The organism is Caballeronia choica (genome assembly GCF_001544535.1).
Classification (GTDB): Bacteria; Pseudomonadota; Gammaproteobacteria; order Burkholderiales; family Burkholderiaceae; genus Caballeronia; species Caballeronia choica.
Genome location: NZ_FCON02000003.1, coordinates 14466 through 30218 on the forward strand (window position 1 = coordinate 14466; position 15753 = coordinate 30218).

At 63.6% G+C, this 15753-nt stretch carries 17 protein-coding genes, 1 tRNA gene and 1 pseudogene; 8 read left to right on the forward strand and 11 right to left on the reverse strand.

What is annotated here, in order from left to right:
- Window positions 1-117: 117 nt before the first annotated feature.
- Complete coding sequence (locus tag AWB68_RS01935; RefSeq protein ID WP_087642685.1) at window positions 118-339, reverse strand: RNA-binding S4 domain-containing protein; 222 nt, start codon at window positions 337-339, stop codon at window positions 118-120.
- A 285-nt stretch (window positions 340-624) separates the two neighbouring features.
- Between AWB68_RS01935 and AWB68_RS01940 the strand changes: the two genes are divergently transcribed.
- Window positions 625-1029 (forward strand): hypothetical protein, encoded by a 405-nt coding sequence (locus tag AWB68_RS01940; protein ID WP_087642686.1) that lies wholly within the window; start codon window positions 625-627, stop codon window positions 1027-1029.
- A 64-nt stretch (window positions 1030-1093) separates the two neighbouring features.
- Window positions 1094-1342: a hypothetical protein gene (locus AWB68_RS01945; protein ID WP_200828613.1), complete on the forward strand. Its 249-nt coding sequence runs from the start codon at window positions 1094-1096 to the stop codon at window positions 1340-1342.
- A gap of 223 nt (window positions 1343-1565) precedes the next feature.
- Here AWB68_RS01945 and AWB68_RS01950 read toward each other — a convergent pair whose 3' ends face one another.
- On the reverse strand, window positions 1566-2453 hold the full coding sequence (locus AWB68_RS01950; protein ID WP_087642688.1) for a nucleotidyl transferase AbiEii/AbiGii toxin family protein: 888 nt from the start codon (window positions 2451-2453) through the stop codon (window positions 1566-1568).
- Window positions 2443-3459 carry a type IV toxin-antitoxin system AbiEi family antitoxin gene (locus AWB68_RS01955; protein WP_087642689.1) on the reverse strand — a complete coding sequence of 339 codons (1017 nt, stop codon included), beginning with the start codon at window positions 3457-3459 and terminating at the stop codon, window positions 2443-2445. The genes AWB68_RS01950 and AWB68_RS01955 overlap by 11 nt, the downstream gene beginning before the upstream one ends.
- A gap of 304 nt (window positions 3460-3763) precedes the next feature.
- On the opposite strand from AWB68_RS01955, the gene AWB68_RS01960 reads away from it, so the two are divergent.
- The gene (locus AWB68_RS01960; protein ID WP_087642690.1) at window positions 3764-5890 is read left to right on the forward strand and encodes an ATP-dependent helicase; all 2127 of its coding nucleotides are present in this window, start codon (window positions 3764-3766) and stop codon (window positions 5888-5890) included.
- 15 nt (window positions 5891-5905) lie between these two features.
- Here the strand turns inward: AWB68_RS01960 and AWB68_RS01965 are convergent, their stop codons facing one another.
- From AWB68_RS01965 to AWB68_RS01990, 6 genes are all read right to left on the reverse strand, one after another.
- Entirely contained in the window at window positions 5906-6670 is a 765-nt protein-coding gene (locus AWB68_RS01965; protein ID WP_087642691.1) for a DUF4088 family protein, read from the reverse strand.
- Window positions 6671-6801: 131 nt separating this feature from the next.
- Window positions 6802-7152 (reverse strand): branched-chain amino acid transport AzlD family protein, encoded by a 351-nt coding sequence (locus AWB68_RS01970; RefSeq protein ID WP_087642692.1) that lies wholly within the window; start codon window positions 7150-7152, stop codon window positions 6802-6804.
- Window positions 7149-7817, reverse strand: a complete 669-nt coding sequence (locus AWB68_RS01975) for an AzlC family ABC transporter permease (RefSeq protein ID WP_087642799.1) — start codon at window positions 7815-7817, stop codon at window positions 7149-7151. The genes AWB68_RS01970 and AWB68_RS01975 overlap by 4 nt, the downstream gene beginning before the upstream one ends.
- A gap of 177 nt (window positions 7818-7994) precedes the next feature.
- Window positions 7995-8816 (reverse strand): helix-turn-helix transcriptional regulator, encoded by an 822-nt coding sequence (locus AWB68_RS01980; RefSeq protein WP_087642800.1) that lies wholly within the window; start codon window positions 8814-8816, stop codon window positions 7995-7997.
- 76 nt (window positions 8817-8892) lie between these two features.
- Window positions 8893-9384, reverse strand: coding sequence for a CreA family protein (locus AWB68_RS01985; protein WP_087642693.1), 492 nt, complete (start codon window positions 9382-9384; stop codon window positions 8893-8895).
- Between the two features lie 303 nt (window positions 9385-9687).
- Window positions 9688-10434 carry a FadR/GntR family transcriptional regulator gene (locus AWB68_RS01990; protein ID WP_087642694.1) on the reverse strand — a complete coding sequence of 249 codons (747 nt, stop codon included), beginning with the start codon at window positions 10432-10434 and terminating at the stop codon, window positions 9688-9690.
- Between the two features lie 109 nt (window positions 10435-10543).
- Here AWB68_RS01990 and AWB68_RS01995 point away from each other — a divergent pair, with 109 nt between their 5' ends.
- From AWB68_RS01995 to AWB68_RS02005, 3 genes are read left to right on the forward strand one after another with little or no spacing between them, the layout of a single operon-like run.
- Entirely contained in the window at window positions 10544-11287 is a 744-nt protein-coding gene (locus tag AWB68_RS01995) for a (Fe-S)-binding protein (protein WP_087642695.1), read from the forward strand.
- The gene (locus tag AWB68_RS02000) at window positions 11284-12675 is read left to right on the forward strand and encodes a lactate utilization protein B (RefSeq protein WP_087642696.1); all 1392 of its coding nucleotides are present in this window, start codon (window positions 11284-11286) and stop codon (window positions 12673-12675) included. The genes AWB68_RS01995 and AWB68_RS02000 overlap by 4 nt, the downstream gene beginning before the upstream one ends.
- Window positions 12672-13253, forward strand: a complete 582-nt coding sequence (locus AWB68_RS02005; protein ID WP_087642697.1) for a LutC/YkgG family protein — start codon at window positions 12672-12674, stop codon at window positions 13251-13253. Before AWB68_RS02000 ends, AWB68_RS02005 begins: the two co-directional genes overlap by 4 nt.
- Window positions 13254-13344: 91 nt before the next feature.
- Here the strand turns inward: AWB68_RS02005 and AWB68_RS02010 are convergent.
- Together AWB68_RS02010 and fdxA are read right to left on the reverse strand one after the other, a co-directional pair.
- Window positions 13345-13420, reverse strand: a tRNA-Asn gene (locus AWB68_RS02010).
- Window positions 13421-13534: 114 nt separating this feature from the next.
- Window positions 13535-13858 (reverse strand): ferredoxin FdxA, encoded by a 324-nt coding sequence (gene fdxA, locus AWB68_RS02015; protein WP_087642698.1) that lies wholly within the window; start codon window positions 13856-13858, stop codon window positions 13535-13537.
- A gap of 336 nt (window positions 13859-14194) precedes the next feature.
- Between fdxA and pncB the strand changes: the two genes are divergently transcribed.
- Both pncB and AWB68_RS02025 read left to right on the forward strand, forming a co-directional pair.
- Complete coding sequence (gene pncB, locus AWB68_RS02020; RefSeq protein WP_087642699.1) at window positions 14195-15385, forward strand: nicotinate phosphoribosyltransferase; 1191 nt, start codon at window positions 14195-14197, stop codon at window positions 15383-15385.
- Between the two features lie 121 nt (window positions 15386-15506).
- Window positions 15507-15722 (forward strand): annotated as a pseudogene (locus tag AWB68_RS02025) (lactate utilization protein C); the annotation flags it as partial.
- Between the last annotated feature and the right edge of the window lie 31 nt (window positions 15723-15753).

Here is a 15753-nt window from a genome sequence, read left to right on the forward strand (position 1 = left end):
TTTCAGGTCCGTGCCCCGCTCGTTCATGCTGCTGAAACCTGAACGAAAGACGACTAGCTTATTGCCAGAACGACCGCATGTCGATGGCGGCGCGGTTATTCGCGCTATCCGCCTGCGTCAGACGGCCTTCAGAACCCTGATCTTCGACCCGTCGAGCGAAACCGTCTGTCCCGCGCGGATTTTGCAGGTCTTGCGCAGTTCGACCTTGCCGTCGACCTTCACGTCGCCCATCGCGACGCGCGCCTTCGCGGCGCCGCCGCTGTCGGCGAGGCCCATCAGCTTGAGCAGGTTGTGCAGTTCGACGAACTCGCCCGTGAGTGTGAATTCGAGTTGCGGCATGGTGGGCGGCGCTTGAGGACAGGAAAGGGCGCCCATGATAAACCACGCGGGCACGCGCCGTGCTGAACTGGAACCGCAGTGGCCCGGCGCAGGATGTTGGCAAATGTAGCCGAGTGAAACGGTCGGTAACAATGACTCGTTTTGGCGAACTCGCCGCACGGGCGCCGGGTCTGTACTCGTGATCGATGCGTTATGTATGGTTCGCAAAGGTCATTCGTCAATCGAAGAAGTCGGGCAAGCCGGTTTCATCGCTTCGCCCGAGGCTGAACAAGAGAGGAAAAACTCATGAAGAAGATTCAAACGCTGCTGATCGGCTCCGCTTTCGCTGCAATCGCTTCGTCCGCTGCGTTCGCGCAGACCGCGCAACCCGCCGATGCCGGCGCGCAGATGTCGGCTCAGGTACAGGGCGCACCGGGCGTCACGCCGCCGCCGCAGAACCTCGTCGCGCCGGCCTCGACCGATCCGCTCGTCCAGAAGCGCAACGCCAACGCGCAGGCGAACGCGGAATACCGCGCGTCGAAGAACGCGTCGAAGGAGCAACTGAAGGCGACCAACAAGGAAGCGAAGGCGCAATACAAGGAAGAAGTGCGCAACGCCAAGATCAACCAGAAGGCCGACAAGCAGACCGCCAAAGATGAACTGAACGCGGCCGAACCGTCGACGCCGAAGGACAGCGGCCTGCAGCATTAAGCTGGGCCGTGGAGCGGCCGCCGTCCGTCGGCGGCCGCCATGAGGACAAGGAGGACGCATGACGATGCATAAACTGTGCGCCGCGCTTGTGGCGGGCGTTGTCGCGACGGGTGCGACAGTGTCGTTCGCGCAGACGACCACCGACGCGCCGGCGACCCACGCCGACAAGAAGGCCGCGAAGAAGCAGGCCGAAGCGGACAAGGACGCGACCGTCGCGCAGGCGAAGGCCGACAAGAAGAAGACCGAATCGCAATCGAAGGCGAATGAAGCCGCCGCCGATGCGAATTTGAAGGACGCGAAGAAAGCGCAGTAACGGCAGCGATCTTTCGTAGGAACGCCGAGGCCCCGCTTGCGGGGCCTCGGCGTTTTGCAGGAGAACGGAATTGGTTCGACCGAACGCCATTAAAAATCAAATGCTTATTAACGAATTCGCTCACCCTGCTCATGACGCGGAACCGAATAAGTTGGACTCACCCGATTTGAGACGCTAATTTGCTGGATTCGCAGGAGGGTGAAATTGCACACGTCGCATCCACTCAGGTATCGGCGGCGAATACTCGATCGAGCGTCGTTCGAAATGCGTTGAACAAGTCCTCGTTCGCACCAGGTCTTTCTCCTTCGATCTGTAGCGTACGGTGTCCCCCGCCCAGCATCTGGTTAAGCAACCGGGGGTAGGCTTCGCCTGGTGCCAACGCCTCCAGAATCAGCGGCCGGATCGCTGGTGCGACGAGAGCCGCCATGTCCCGCGCGAGCAGTGCAGCCCCAGCGACGTCCGGATCGAATCCGTGGGCTTCGAGAAGGTCCAGAGCGTCGCCGTCGTAGAGTCGATCGTAGTTACCCGCGTCTGCATATCTCGACATCAGGAACCGCAGATCTGTCGCGTCCCTTGCATGCGCGGTGTGCCTGTCTCGCCACGCGAGGATCTTGAGCATCGCGAGAGCCGGAAGGGACGCAACGAGGACAACGACGTCGTGTGCCAGTTCAACCTCGACGGCCGCCTCCAGCGCTTCGCCAAAGCCTGCGACATTCATCCGGAATGCGCCGCCTGGCCATTCAATCTCGCGGTCGCCCTCGCGCTCGAGTCCCCCGAAGGGAACGATATCCAGCCACATCCTTTCGCCTGAGTCGGGCGCCGTGTAATCGAGCCGCTGAGCCTCCGCACTGGGCTCGAACCTTCCTGTCCCAATGAGCGCGTCGCGCAGTTCCCTGTCGCCTTGCCAGCTTTCGATGCACACACCAATGTCGACGTCGGCGGTCGCTCGCGACTGCTCGATCCCGAAACGATGCGTGGTCAGGATGTCGCGGGCCGTCGCCCCGCCCACAAACCATGCTGCGCCAACTTGATTCGCCGCGTTCGAGACGTCACGCAGGACGGCGACGGACATCTCGCAGATAGGATGGGCCTCGTGCAGCTTAATTGCCATGTTGGATGTACTGGTCACGAATCATCTGCGCGGTTTCGAGGTTGCGCGAGTCACCGCTCGCGACAAGATCGGCGTAGACGAGCACGGGATAGACGACGTTGTCGACCAACCCCGGGGTGCGGTTCAACTCGAAGGGCGCCTTGAGAAACTCAACGTTTCCCGTAGGCTCCGGCCGCAGCCGCCCGCGACTGATCATCTGGGTAGGGATCCCGTTGGTGCAGTACACCGTCACGACCGCCGGCTTCAGATAACTCGTCATGAGCGCAGCGGCGGACTCACCACCCAACATCCATTCGTTGTTCGGCGCCAGCATGTCGGTCCACCAGTTCGGCTCCGTCGCGCGGTATCGTCCGAGTTTGAGTGATTCCCTCAGGAGCGAGGGATAAAGGGTGACCCATTCATCGAGCAACCGATCGAAGTTGGTGAAAGCCAGCCCGTCCCCGCGCTCGATCAGGTCTTTACGCTGCAGTAGAGTTTGCACAGTGGTGTGTGCGGTGCCGGTGCTCACGCCGGCGAACATTGCGATCGTGCGTCTGCTTTCGTGGAGTAGCGCTGGCCTGACGAGCAGCGCGAGGATGACCTGAAGTGATCGCTTGGACCAGAGGCTGGGTCGACGGCGCTCGGTGGCGCGCGGACGACCCGAAATCAGGACCAGAGTGCTACCGTCTTTCACGAATGCGTTGCCGGACTCGTCGATCGCGTTCACGCCAAGGCTGCGGCAGGCGTTGACTAGCGCGGGTGAAAGATACGAAGTCACGAGGAGAACATGCTGAGCGTTGAGCAGGCCGCTGGTGGCGGCCAGGGCGGAGAGCCGCTCCTGGCGGTCGATTGAGGGCACTACGACGGCCACGCGGCGCACCGGTGGATCTAGCTCAAACTCGACCGTGCTGTTGTAGCCGGTACCGGGCGGCGTCGGGATGACCGACGTCGCAACCCCCGCGCTGACGCTGAAAGCCTGCGTGGCGGATGTGATGAGTGGATCGGGGGCGGCGACTGGTGCGCGCATCTCAACTCCGTTCAATTTTCTCTAGTGTACACGATGCGTGAACGGTGATAAATATTGAACAACGTCAGATAAGTGTTCAAACCGGCTGGCTGTTCACGGAGCGATGCAACGTAAAAATGAACGCGGGATCTCTGATTTCCTCGCTTTCGGCAGTCCAATCAATTTCTTGCTTCCGAGCCCAGCTAATTTCACCTCACTCCAAAGAATTCCGTTTCCCGCCAGTTGTTTCACGCACCCCAAGCGCTTGCATGCACGGGTTGTATGGATATACAGTGTGCGTCACTTCGCCCGCTGACTTTATCCCGTGCTCATCGCTACCGACACTCCCGCCGCCGATACCGTCGCGACCCAGGTTGCTTCCTACCTCGCGAAGCTCAATGACGCGCAGCGCGAGGCCGTCGAATTCGGCGCCGACACACCGGATGCCCCTGCCGGGCCGTTGCTCGTGATCGCGGGCGCGGGGTCGGGCAAGACCAATACGCTGGCGCATCGCGTCGCGCATCTGCTGGTAAAAGGCGCCGATCCGCATCGAATCCTGCTGCTCACATTTTCGCGGCGCGCGGCGCTCGAAATGACACGGCGCGTGACGCGCATTGCGATCGGCGCGCTCGGCAGCAAGAGCGCGATCGCGCAAGGTCTCACCTGGTCGGGCACGTTCCACGGCATCGGCGCGCGGCTCCTGCGCGATTACGCGGATCTCGTCGGCTTGTCGCCGTCGTTCACGATCAACGATCGCGAGGATTCCGCCGATCTGATGAACCTCGTGCGCCATGAACTCGGCTTGTCGGCGAAGGAGAAGCGCTTTCCCGCGAAATCCACCTGCTTTGCGATTTACTCGCGCGTCGTGAACACGGGCGCGTCGCTCGCCACCGTGCTCGACCAGGCGTTTCCGTGGTGCCGCGAATGGGAGCTGGATTTGCGCCGCCTCTTCGCCGCGTACGTGAACGCCAAGCAGTCGCAGAGCGTGCTCGACTACGACGACCTGCTGCTCTACTGGTCGCATCTCGCCGCCGAGCCGAGCCTCGCCGCCGATTTGTCGCGCCGCTTCGATCACGTCCTCGTCGACGAATACCAGGACACCAACCGCTTGCAGGCGTCGATTCTCCTGTCGATGAAACCGGACGGGCGCGGCCTGACGGTCGTCGGCGACGATGCGCAGTCGATCTATTCGTTTCGCGGCGCGACCGTGCGCAACATCCTCGACTTCCCGAACCACTTCGATCCGCCCGCGCGCTGCGTGACGCTCGAGCGCAATTACCGCTCGACGCAGCCGATTCTCGCGGCATCGAACGCGGTGATCGGGCTCGCGTCGGAACGCTACACGAAGAACCTCTGGACCGACCGGGCGTGCGAGCAGAAGCCGCGCATCGTGTCGGTCGCGGACGAGGCCAATCAGGCGCGCTATGTCGTCGAAAAGGTGCTGGAGGCGCGCGAGGCGGGCATGACGCTCAAGTCGCAGGCGGTGCTGTTTCGCGCGGCGCATCACAGCGCGGCGCTCGAGATCGAACTCACGCGACGCAATATCCCGTTCGTGAAGTTCGGCGGGCTGAAGTTTCTCGATTCCGTGCACGTCAAGGACGTGCTCGCCGTGCTGCGCTGGGCGGAGAATCCGCGCGACCGGGTCGCGGGCTTCCGGGTCGTGCAATTGCTGCCGGGCATCGGGCCGGCGATTGCCGGGCGCGTGCTCGATCAGGTGTCGAATGGCGACGCACCCAACACGCCGCGCGCGCTGGCGTCGTTCGCGGCGCCGCCCCGCGCGAGCGAAGACTGGCCGCAGTTCGTCGCGCTGATGGCGAAGGTCTGCGCTCGCGAGACCGGCTGGCCCGCCGAATTCGAAATGATCCGGCGCTGGTACGAGCCGCATCTGGAGCGCAATCACGAAGACGCCGCGATTCGTCACGGCGACGTGCTGCAGATGGAAAGCATCGCGTCGACGTATCCGACGCGCGAGCGTTTCCTCACCGAACTGACGCTCGATCCGCCCGACGCGACCAGCGACGAATCAGGCGTCCCGCTCCTCGACGAGGACTACCTGATCCTCTCGACCATTCATTCCGCGAAAGGGCAGGAGTGGCGCAATGTCTTCGTGCTGAATGGCGTCGACGGCTGCATTCCGTCCGATCTCGGCACCGGCAGCGACGAGGAAATCGACGAGGAGCGGCGGCTGCTCTATGTGGCGATGACGCGGGCGAAGGAAGATCTTCACATCGTCACGCCGCAGCGGTTCTACGTGCATAACCAGACGCACCTCGGCGACCGCCACGTCTGGGCGTCGCGCACGCGCTTCATTCCCGCGCAGTTGATGGACCGGTTCGAAGCGGCGGCGTGGCCGCCGGTGCCGGTTGCCGCCGCGCCGACGGCGGCCGGGCTGGCTGCGGCGGCGAAAGCGAAGATCGACATTGCCGCGCGGCTCAAGGGAATGTGGGACTAGGCGCGCAAACTCGGCTCAGCGCGGCGCCCGCGACGCGTCCGGCACCTTCGGCGCCGGCGCAAAGATGCTGCGCAGCCACGAGGCGAGGCGCGTGAAGCCGTCGTAAGGCTCCTCGATGAAAAGCTCGGGCCGCGTCGAGCGCAAATATTCCAGCACCTGCTGGGCTTCCTGCTTTTGGATCGAACCGTGGAAGATGCCGAGTCGCAGCAGGCACCGCAATTCGCCGAGCTTCTCCCGCGCGGTCGACCCCACGCTGTGCTCGACCGCGATCTTCGTCTCGTACACCCGCTGGCGCAGCGAATCTGCCAGACGCCAGGCCGGCGTCTGCATTTTCTCCTCGACCTCACGGATGTCCATCGCCGCCGCCTTGATCTGCGAGGCCAGCACGTCGACCTGCGACGCATCGCCCTTCGCCTCCGTGACGATCGCCGTCGCCCATTCGCGCGATGCGTTGATCAGATCCTCGGGCGTCCAGTCCGAACGGATCGCGAAACTGAAGCCGTGCTCGGCCGCCTGCCGGATCAGGATCTCGACGACATCCGGAAACTCCTTGTCCAGCGCGCGCTTCGCCCACGCATACTGGCCGTTCTGCAACATGTGCTGCACGGCCTGTTCGGTGAGCGGCGTCGGGTTGTCGAGGAGCTTCGCGCGCAGGAAGTCCTCGAACGACGGCGTGATGAAGTGCGGGTCGAACTTGAGCGACAGGCGAACGAACGCCTCGAAGTCGCGATGCAGCGAAACGATGGTTTCGTCGCGAAACGAAAGGGTGATTTGACGCATGATGGTTCCCGGTTCCGCGCATGAGCGTCGCTGATGGCGGGAGTGCAGTCGGCCGGCGCCATTGGGCGAAGACCATTCGTCTCTTTTAACGGCGCGCCGGCCGGGAACTTGAGGTTTTTCGAAAGCCGCGCTCAGGCGAGCACGACGAGTTGCCAGAAGAAAAATACCGCCAGCGACACGGCGATCGTCAGGAGCGGCCGGCGCGTCGCGACGCATACGCCGATCGCGACGATCGCCGCGACCAGTTGGGCGTTGCGCCAGGTCAATTCGGCGCCGTTGCCGTGCGGCGAGACGGTCATCGGCACGATGATCGCGGTCAGCACCGTCACGGGCACGAAGGAGAGCGCGGTGCGCACGAGCGGCGGGAACGCGATCTTGTCGCCGAACACGAAGACAGCCGCGCGAATCAGGTAGGTCACGAGCGCCATGCCGAGGATCAGCAGGACGTAGCTCGAGGAAACGTTATCGATCAGAGAATTCATTGCGTGTGCTCCTGAGTGCGCGGACGGCTCTCGATCGCCGTCAGAACCATGCCCACCGCGACGCCGACGAATACCGCGGCCAGCAGCCCGAGCTTGTACGGCCAGCCCTGCCACGCGAACGACAGCACGCCCGCCGCCAGCGCCGCCGCCACGAACCGCGCGGCGACCAGTTGCGGCACGATGATCGCGATGAACGTCGCGACCATCGCGAAGTCCAGTCCGAGCGCTTGCAAACCCGGAAACGCCGCGCCGAAGACGAGACCGACGAGCGTCCACAACTGCCAGTTGAGGTACATGGCGAGGCCCGAGCCGAGGAAGTAGTGCGGCCCGGTCTCGCCGGGCGCGCGCTTCTGGTAGTGCGCGTAGGCGACGGCGAACACTTCGTCGGTCATCAGCGCGCCGAGCGTCCAGCGCCAGCGCGCGGGCAGGTGCGCGACGTACGGCGCGAGCGTCGCGGAGTAGAGGAGGTGGCGCAGGTTGACGATCAGCGTCGTGGCCCAGATCACGGCGAAGCTCGCTTGCCCCGCGATCAAGCCGACCGCGATGAACTGCGCCGAGCCCGCGAAGACCGCGAGCGACATCAGTTGACCGTGCCAGAGGCTGAGCGGGCTCGCGGTCACGAGCGTGCCGAAAATGACGCCGAAGGGCGCGGCGCCGACCATCATCGGGATGGTGTCGCGCGCGCCGGCGGCGAGTTCGCTGAAGGTGTTGCGGGGCAGTGCTTTCAAGGTGTCCTCCTGTGGCAGCGAGGATAGGGCGGGAGGGTGATGGTGCGCTTGTACGTTCTTGCGGTGGGTCGCGGCGATCCTCGCGCTTTCTGGCGCGCACAGCCTGCCTGCCGCCTATCGCCAGCGCCCTGGCGGCACGCCGAAAGCGCGCTTGAAATGCCGCGTGAAATGGCTTTGATCGGTGAAGCCGCTACCCGCCGCGACCTCCGTTACCGACACCCCCGCGCGCAACGCCCCGAGCGAGCGCGCGAGCCGCATCTGGTTGCGCCAGGCATGCGGCGCGAGGCCGGTTTCGCGGGTAAAGAGGCGCGCCGCATGAAACGTCGACAACCCCACGCTCGCCGCGAGTTCCGCGAGCGTGACGGGCGCGGTGAGATCGTCGGTGAGACGGGCCTTCATCGCTTCGACGCGCACGGCGTCGCTGCCAAGCCGTACGACGGAAGGACGCTGGCCCGCGTGACGTGCAAGCAGGCTCGAAAGCGCATCGAGCAGCGCGGTTTCGGCGGCGAGCGGATCGGCGCCGGCTTCGAGCGCCCGATGCGCCAGCGCGAGCCGTCGCGCGAGATCGCCGTCGCGGATGATGTCGGCCGGAAACCAGGGCAGCGGCTCGGCGCGCCCCGACACTTCGCTTGCGACCGATTGCACGAACTCCACCGGCAAATAAAACACGCGGTACCGCCAGCCCGCATCGACTGCCCGCGCGCCCGTATGCAGTTCGCCCGGATTGATGACCGGCACCGAGCCCGCCTCCGCGACATAGTGCGAGCCGCGATAGTCGTAGCACTCCGCGCCCGCTTCGATCACGGGCACCGTGTACGCGTCGTGCCAGTGCGGCGTGAACGAGTGGTCGTGATATTCGGCGGTCAGCATGTCTGCGCCGGGCGCAAGCGGCGAGCGCCAATAGCGTGCGGAATCGCTGAATCGGTTGAGGGTCATGACTGCGGATTTCTGGATCGAGCCAGTGATCTTACACGTCATGCGCTTTTCAGCGGCTTGCGTGCAACGCGCAGAGTCACTTCACTGGAATCGTCGTGCCTTGCGGCATCGGCACGGCCGTCACGCTGTTCTTCGCGCTGCCGGTCGCGATCCGGTCGCTATAAGTCAGATAAACGAGCGTGTTGCGCTTCGCGTCGACGATTCGCACGACGTGCAGCGTCTTGAAGATGAACGACATGCGGTCGGTGAACACATCCGCCTTCTGCTTGAGCGGTTCGGCGATCTTGATCGGCCCGACCTGGCGGCACGCGAGCGACGCTTCGGTCGGATCTTCGGCGATGCCGAGCGTGCCCTTCACGCCGCCCGTCCGAGCGCGCGACACGTAGCACGTCACGCCCGTGACGAGCGGATCGTCATACGCTTCGACGCTCACGCGATCCGAGCCGGTGAAGCGAAAGTTGGTGTTCACGCTCGCGATTTCCTCGGCCCGCGCGAACGGCGTGGCGATGGTGGCAACGGCGGCGAGCACGCCGAGGGAGCGGGCGGCGAGACTGAGAGCGCGTTTCATCGGAATCCTTCGGAAAAAAGAAAAGGCGTCGTATTGTAACGACGCCTTTTGCGATGACGCGCGCTTGCCGCGTGATCAGTGAAAAATCAGGTACAGGATGACGAGGACGACAACCGGTACGCCGAGCAGCCAGCCGAGTAGATAAGGCATTTTTGGTTCCTCCATTCGTTTTCTGGTTAGACGGCTTCAGTATCGATGGAGAGGATGTCTGCGTGTAGCCGGGCCCGTCCGAAACGTGTGTAGGCGTTGTCCTATGCGAACCTTACTCGATGCTTGATGCGCATGGTCAAAGTGCGACTTTGCTCATACGGAAGGCTCTTGCGAATGCTTCACCAGCCGCTCGCGATAAAGCGTCTGCACATAGTCGAGATGCGCGCCTGCCGCGTCGCGGGCGCGCTCGGCATCGCGCGCGACGATCGCATCGAAGATCGCGCGATGCTGCGCGAGGAGGTTCGCTTCGACCTCGTCGTCGTAATCGACCAGGCGGTGCGACGTCAGCATCGATTCGCGGATCAGTGCGTGCAGCCCATGCATCACGTGTGCGAGCGCGACGTTGTGCGTGGCATCGGCGATGGCGAGATGAAATGCTGCGTCCTTTTCCGCGATGCGCGTGCGCTTCGGTTCGGCGGCGGCGGACTGCAGCGCATCGAAGGCGGCGGAAATGCGTTGCAAATCGGCTTCGGTGGCGCGCTCGGCGGCATAGGCCGTCGACAGCGATTCGAGTCCGCGCCGCAGTTCGAGCACATCGGCGCTCGCGTCCGGATGCTGGGCGAGGAGCGCGGCGAGGGGATCGGAGACGAGCGGCGCGGTCACATCCGACACGATGAACCCGCCGCGCGCCACGGCCCGGATGAAGCCATCCGATTCGAGCCGGATCAGCGCCTCGCGCAGAGACGGCCGTGACACGTTCAACTGTTCGGCAAGCTCGCGCTCGGCCGGCAGGCGCTGGCCCGGCAGCAGTGAGCCGCTCGAGATCAGCGACCGGATCTGGCCCGACACGACATCGGACAGGCGCACGCGCGCGTAGGAATGGACGGGCTCGAAGGTCATCGATTTAGCAAAGCTGGCGGATTTCCCTAGTTTGACATGAAAGAACACAAACTTTAAAGTCTTGGTCAGACCAAGCTGACCAAAGGCGTTGCATGCGCTTCCTTATCTCATGAAAGTTGCCCTGTTCGTCCCTTGTTTCATCGATGCCTTCTACCCTGAAGTCGGCATCGCCACGCTGGAATTGCTCGAACGACTCGGGCTCGATGTCGACTATCCCGGCGAACAAACCTGCTGCGGCCAGCCGATGGCGAACAGCGGCGCGCAAAAGGAAGCGGCCGGCGCCGAGGGCGTGTTCGCGCGCAATTTTGCCGACTACGACTACGTGGTCGGGCCGTCGGCGAGTTGCGTGCATCACGTGCGCGAGCATTTCACGGCGATCGAGCAGACCGCCGCCGTGCGCAAGGTGCGCGCGAGCGCGTTCGACCTCACCGAATTCCTGCACGACGTCCTGAAGGTGCGGGAATTTCCGTGGGCCGAATTCCCGCATCGCGTGGGGCTGCACAATAGTTGCAGCGCGATCCGGCATCTGAACGAGGTGTCGCGTTCGGAGATCGCCGGGCCGGCGTTCTCCAAGCCGCGCGCCTTGCTGGAAGGCGTGAAGGGCATCGAGTTCGTCACGCCCGCGCGCCCCGACGAATGCTGCGGCTTCGGCGGCACGTTCTCGGTGACCGAGGAAGCGGTGTCGGTGAGAATGGGGCAGGACAAGGTGCGCGACCACGTCGATGCGGGCGCGCAGTACATCGTGTCCGGCGACATGTCGTGCCTGATGCACCAGCAAGGCTGCGCCGAACGACTGAAACTCGACGCGCGCTTTATCCATATCGCGCAGATCCTGAACGGAGCACGCGGATGAGCAAGACGATCCGGATCGATCACGCGAAAGCGGCGGGCGCGTTCCTGCAGAAGGCGGATCACGTCGCGTTTCACGACAAGCGCCTCTGGGACCTGCGCAGCAAGCGCGATGCGCAGGCGCATGGCATCGCGGAGTGGGAGACGCTGCGCGACCTGGCGTCGGGCATCAAGGAGCACACCCTCTCGCATCTCGCCGACTACATCGGACAGTTCGTGACGCAGGCGGAGAAGAATGGCGTCGTCGTGCATTTCGCGGCGGACGCGGAGGAGCACAACGCGATCGTCCACAAGCTGATGAGCGAGCGCGGCATGTGGACGCTCGTCAAGAGCAAGTCGATGCTCACCGACGAATGCAAGATGCGCGAGTTCCTGGAGCCGCGCGGCATCTCGGTGATGGAAACCGATCTCGGCGAGCGCATCCAGCAGCTCGATCACCAGGACCCGAGCCACATGGTCGTGCCGGCGGTCCACAAGCTGCGCGCGGACGTCGCGGAACTCTTCGGCCGCACGATCGGCACCGATCCCGCCAACAGCGACATCCACTATCTCGCGGAAAGCCAGCGCATGAATACGCGGCCGTACTTCGTGCGCGAGAACACGGCCGGCATGACCGGCTGCAACTTCGCGGTGGCGGAGACGGGGACGGTGGTCGTCTGCACGAACGAGGGCAACGCGGACCTGTCGGCGAACGTGCCGCCGCTGCACATCGCGTCGATCGGCATCGAGAAGCTGATTCCGACCATCGCCGACCTCGGCGTGTTCGTGCGGATGCTTTCGCGCAGCGCGCTCGGCTCGCCGATCACGCAGTACACGTCGCACTTCCGCGCGCCGCGTCCGGGCACGGAGATGCACTACATCCTCGTCGATCACGGCCGCTCCGAGCGCCTCGCGATGGACGACTTCTGGTACTCGCTCAAGTGCATCCGCTGCGGCGCGTGCATGAATACGTGTCCGGTGTACCGGAGAAGTGGCGGGTTGTCATATGGCGGGACGTATTCGGGGCCGATCGGCGCGATCATCAACCCGACCTTCGATCTTAAGCGCTACAGCAGCTTGCCATTCGCCTCGACGATGAACGGCAGTTGCACGAGCGTGTGCCCGGTGCGCGTGAACATCCACGAGCAGATCTACAAGTGGCGCGAGGTGATCGCCGAGCGCCACGAAGTGCCGTTCGTGAAGCAGGAAGTGCTGAAGATGGCGGGGCGGCTGCTGGCGAGCCCGACGCTCTATCGTGCGACGGTCGCTTCGCTTGGCGGCGCGCTGAAGCGCCTGCCGAACTTCGTGCTGTACAACCCGCTGAACATCTGGGGTCGTCAGCGCGACCTGCCGGACGCACCCGCCGAAACCTTCCACGAGTGGTATCGGAAAAACCGGAAGCAACCGAAATGACCACTCGCGACGCCTTTCTGGCGAAGATCCGCGCGGCCCAACCTGCGCCACGGCCGCGTCCTGAAGTGCCGCTTTTCAGCGTGCCGGAAGGCGAGCGGCGCGCGCGCTTCACGGCCGCGCTCGCGCTGATGGGCGGTACGTGCGTCGAGGCGCAAAGTATCGACGACGTGCGCGCGCTCATCGCCGCGCGCTTCGGCGCCGATGCGGTGGTCGCGTCGGCAGTGGACGGCATCGACGGCAACCGGACGCTCACGCCCGACACGCCGCCGGCGTCGCTGCAGGATGTCGACGTCGGCGTGGTGCGCGGGCGATTCGGGGTCGCCGAAACGGGCTCCGTGTGGTTCAGCGAAGCCGAATACATCGTCAATTCGATCGGCTATCTCGTGCAGCATCTCGTCGTGCTGCTCGATCCGGCGCAAATCGTCGATGGTTTGCAGGAGGTTTATCGCCGAGCGGATTTTCAGTCGGCGCGCTATGCGGTGCTCGTGACCGGGCCGTCGGCGACGGCCGATATCGAAGGCGTGCTGATTCGCGGCGCCCAGGGCGTTAGGTCGCTGACGGTGGTGTGGTGGGGATAGCGGCGGTTTCTCCACGGCGAGCGCAACCTGAAGCGCCCCGGAAAAGCAAAAAGCCCAATCTTTCGATTGGGCTTTTTGCTTTGAAACTTTTTGGCTCCCCGACCTGGGCTCGAACCAGGGACCTACGGATTAACAGTCCGGCGCTCTACCAACTGAGCTATCGGGGAACATCTGCAGCACAGAAATGAAATTATATGGAGCGTTTTCTACCCTGTCAACACCCTGCATTCATCTCGATAAATTTATTTCCATCAAGCTGGACGCGGCGCTGACGGCTCGAATCAACGTTCGAGCAGATCGAGCTTTTCCTTCACGTCCTTGAAGTCGTCCGCTTCGGGAAGCGGCGCTTTCGTCTTCGTGATGCTCGGCCAGTTGCGTGCGAGTTCGGCGTTCAGTTCGGTGAAATGCTGCTGGTCGCCGGGAACGTCTTCTTCTGCGTAGATTGCGTTCACCGGACATTCGGCCACGCAGACGGCGCAGTCGATGCACTCGTCCGGATCGATCGCGAGAAAGTTGGGACCTTCACGGAAGCAATCCACCGGGCACACGTCGACGCAATCGGTATAGCGGCACTTGATGCAGCTTTCGGTCACAACGTGAGTCATTCAGGCTCCTGCATGCGGAATTCGTGGGGGCGGCGGCCGGTGCGGCTACTTGGGCCTTGCACCGCGTCGCGCATGGACTCATGCGCGTTCATGCACACTGATGTGCCTGTCGCGGGCACGTATCGCGCGCCAAAACCGATATTGTAGCGTACCGGTCAATTTCAGCGCGAGCCCCGCAGGGCGGGCTTTAGATCGTTTCGTGATTTGTTTATGGGACACGGCGCCCGCTTTGCGCGCCCCGTGATGGAGCGCGCATTCGGGTAACATGGGACGCAGAAGGCCACGCGGCACGACTCAAGCGCGAGCCCGCTCTTCATCGAAGTTTCGAACCCCACCATGATCATCAATTCGCTGCTCGATACCGATCTCTACAAGTTCACGATGATGCAGGTCGTGCTGCATCACTTCCCGGCGGCGCACGTCGAGTACCGCTTTCGCTGCCGCACGCCGAACGTCGATCTCGTGCCCTACATCGACGAGATCCGCGACGAGGTGCGCCAACTCTGCAACCTCCGCTTTCAGGAAGAAGAACTCGAGTACCTGCGGCACATGCGCTTCATCAAGAGCGACTTCATCGACTTCCTCGCGCTCTTTCACCTGAATGAAAAGTCCATCACGATCGCGCCGTCGCCGAAGAAGAACGGCGAGATCGACATCGTGATCGACGGGCCGTGGCTTCATACGATTCTCTTCGAGATCCCGGTGCTCGCGATCGTCAACGAGGTCTATTTTCGCAATACGCAGGGCAAGCCCGACTACGCGATCGGCCGCGAGCGCCTGCGCGAGAAAATCAAGCTGCTCGCCACGCCGCCCGAATTCTCCGACTGCAAGATCGCCGACTACGGCACGCGCCGCCGCTTCTCGAAGCAATGGCACGAGGAAGTCACGCTCACGCTGAAAGAGGGCCTCGGCGCGCAATTCGCGGGCACGAGCAATGTGCTCTATGCAATGAAGCACGGCCTGCGTCCGCTCGGCACGATGGCGCACGAATACCTGCAGGCGTGCCAGGCACTCGGGCCGCGCCTGCGCGATTCGCAGATCTTCGGCTTCGAGATGTGGGCGAAGGAATATCGCGGCGACCTCGGCATCGCGCTCTCCGACGTCTACGGCATGAAGGCATTCCTGCGCGACTTCGACATGTACTTCTGCAAGCTCTTCGACGGCGCCCGCCACGACTCCGGCGATCCGTTCGACTGGGGCGAGCGTCTCATCAAGCACTATGAAGAGAACCGTTGCGACCCGCGCACGAAGGTGCTCGTGTTCTCGGACGCGCTCGACATCCCGAAGGTCCTGCAACTCTACGCACGCTTTCGCGGCCGCTGCCAGCTGGCGTTTGGCGTCGGCACGAACCTGACGAACGACCTCGGCTACCAGCCGCTGCAGATCGTCATCAAGATGGTTCGCTGCAACGGGCAGCCTGTCGCGAAGCTCTCCGATTCACCCGGCAAGAACATGTGCGACGACAAGGCTTATCTCGCGTACCTGCGGCAAGTGTTCGGCATCGAGCAGCCGGTGGAAGAAGCTTAAGCGCTGCCGCACGGTTCGGGGCCGTGCGCGCGCTTCGTTGGCCATTCGGCCGAGGGGTCGCACGGAAAGCCCCTCGCTATAATCGTGTCGAACATCGACGCAGGCCAACGAGGAAAGCACCATGGATACATCGGCTGCTCGCCGAAACATTTTCGCGAGGATTCGCAGCGCTCAGGGCCGAACGCTCACGCCGACGGATGCCGAACGCGCAGCCGCCCACGACTACCTCGCGCGTCATCCTTCCGGACCACGGCCCGAACTGCCGTCGACGGCGGACGAACGCGTCGCGCGCTTCGCGCTGGAGGCCGGACGGCTCTCGACGACCGTCGCCGAAGTGGACGCAGTGCATGTGATCATCGTGCGCGGGG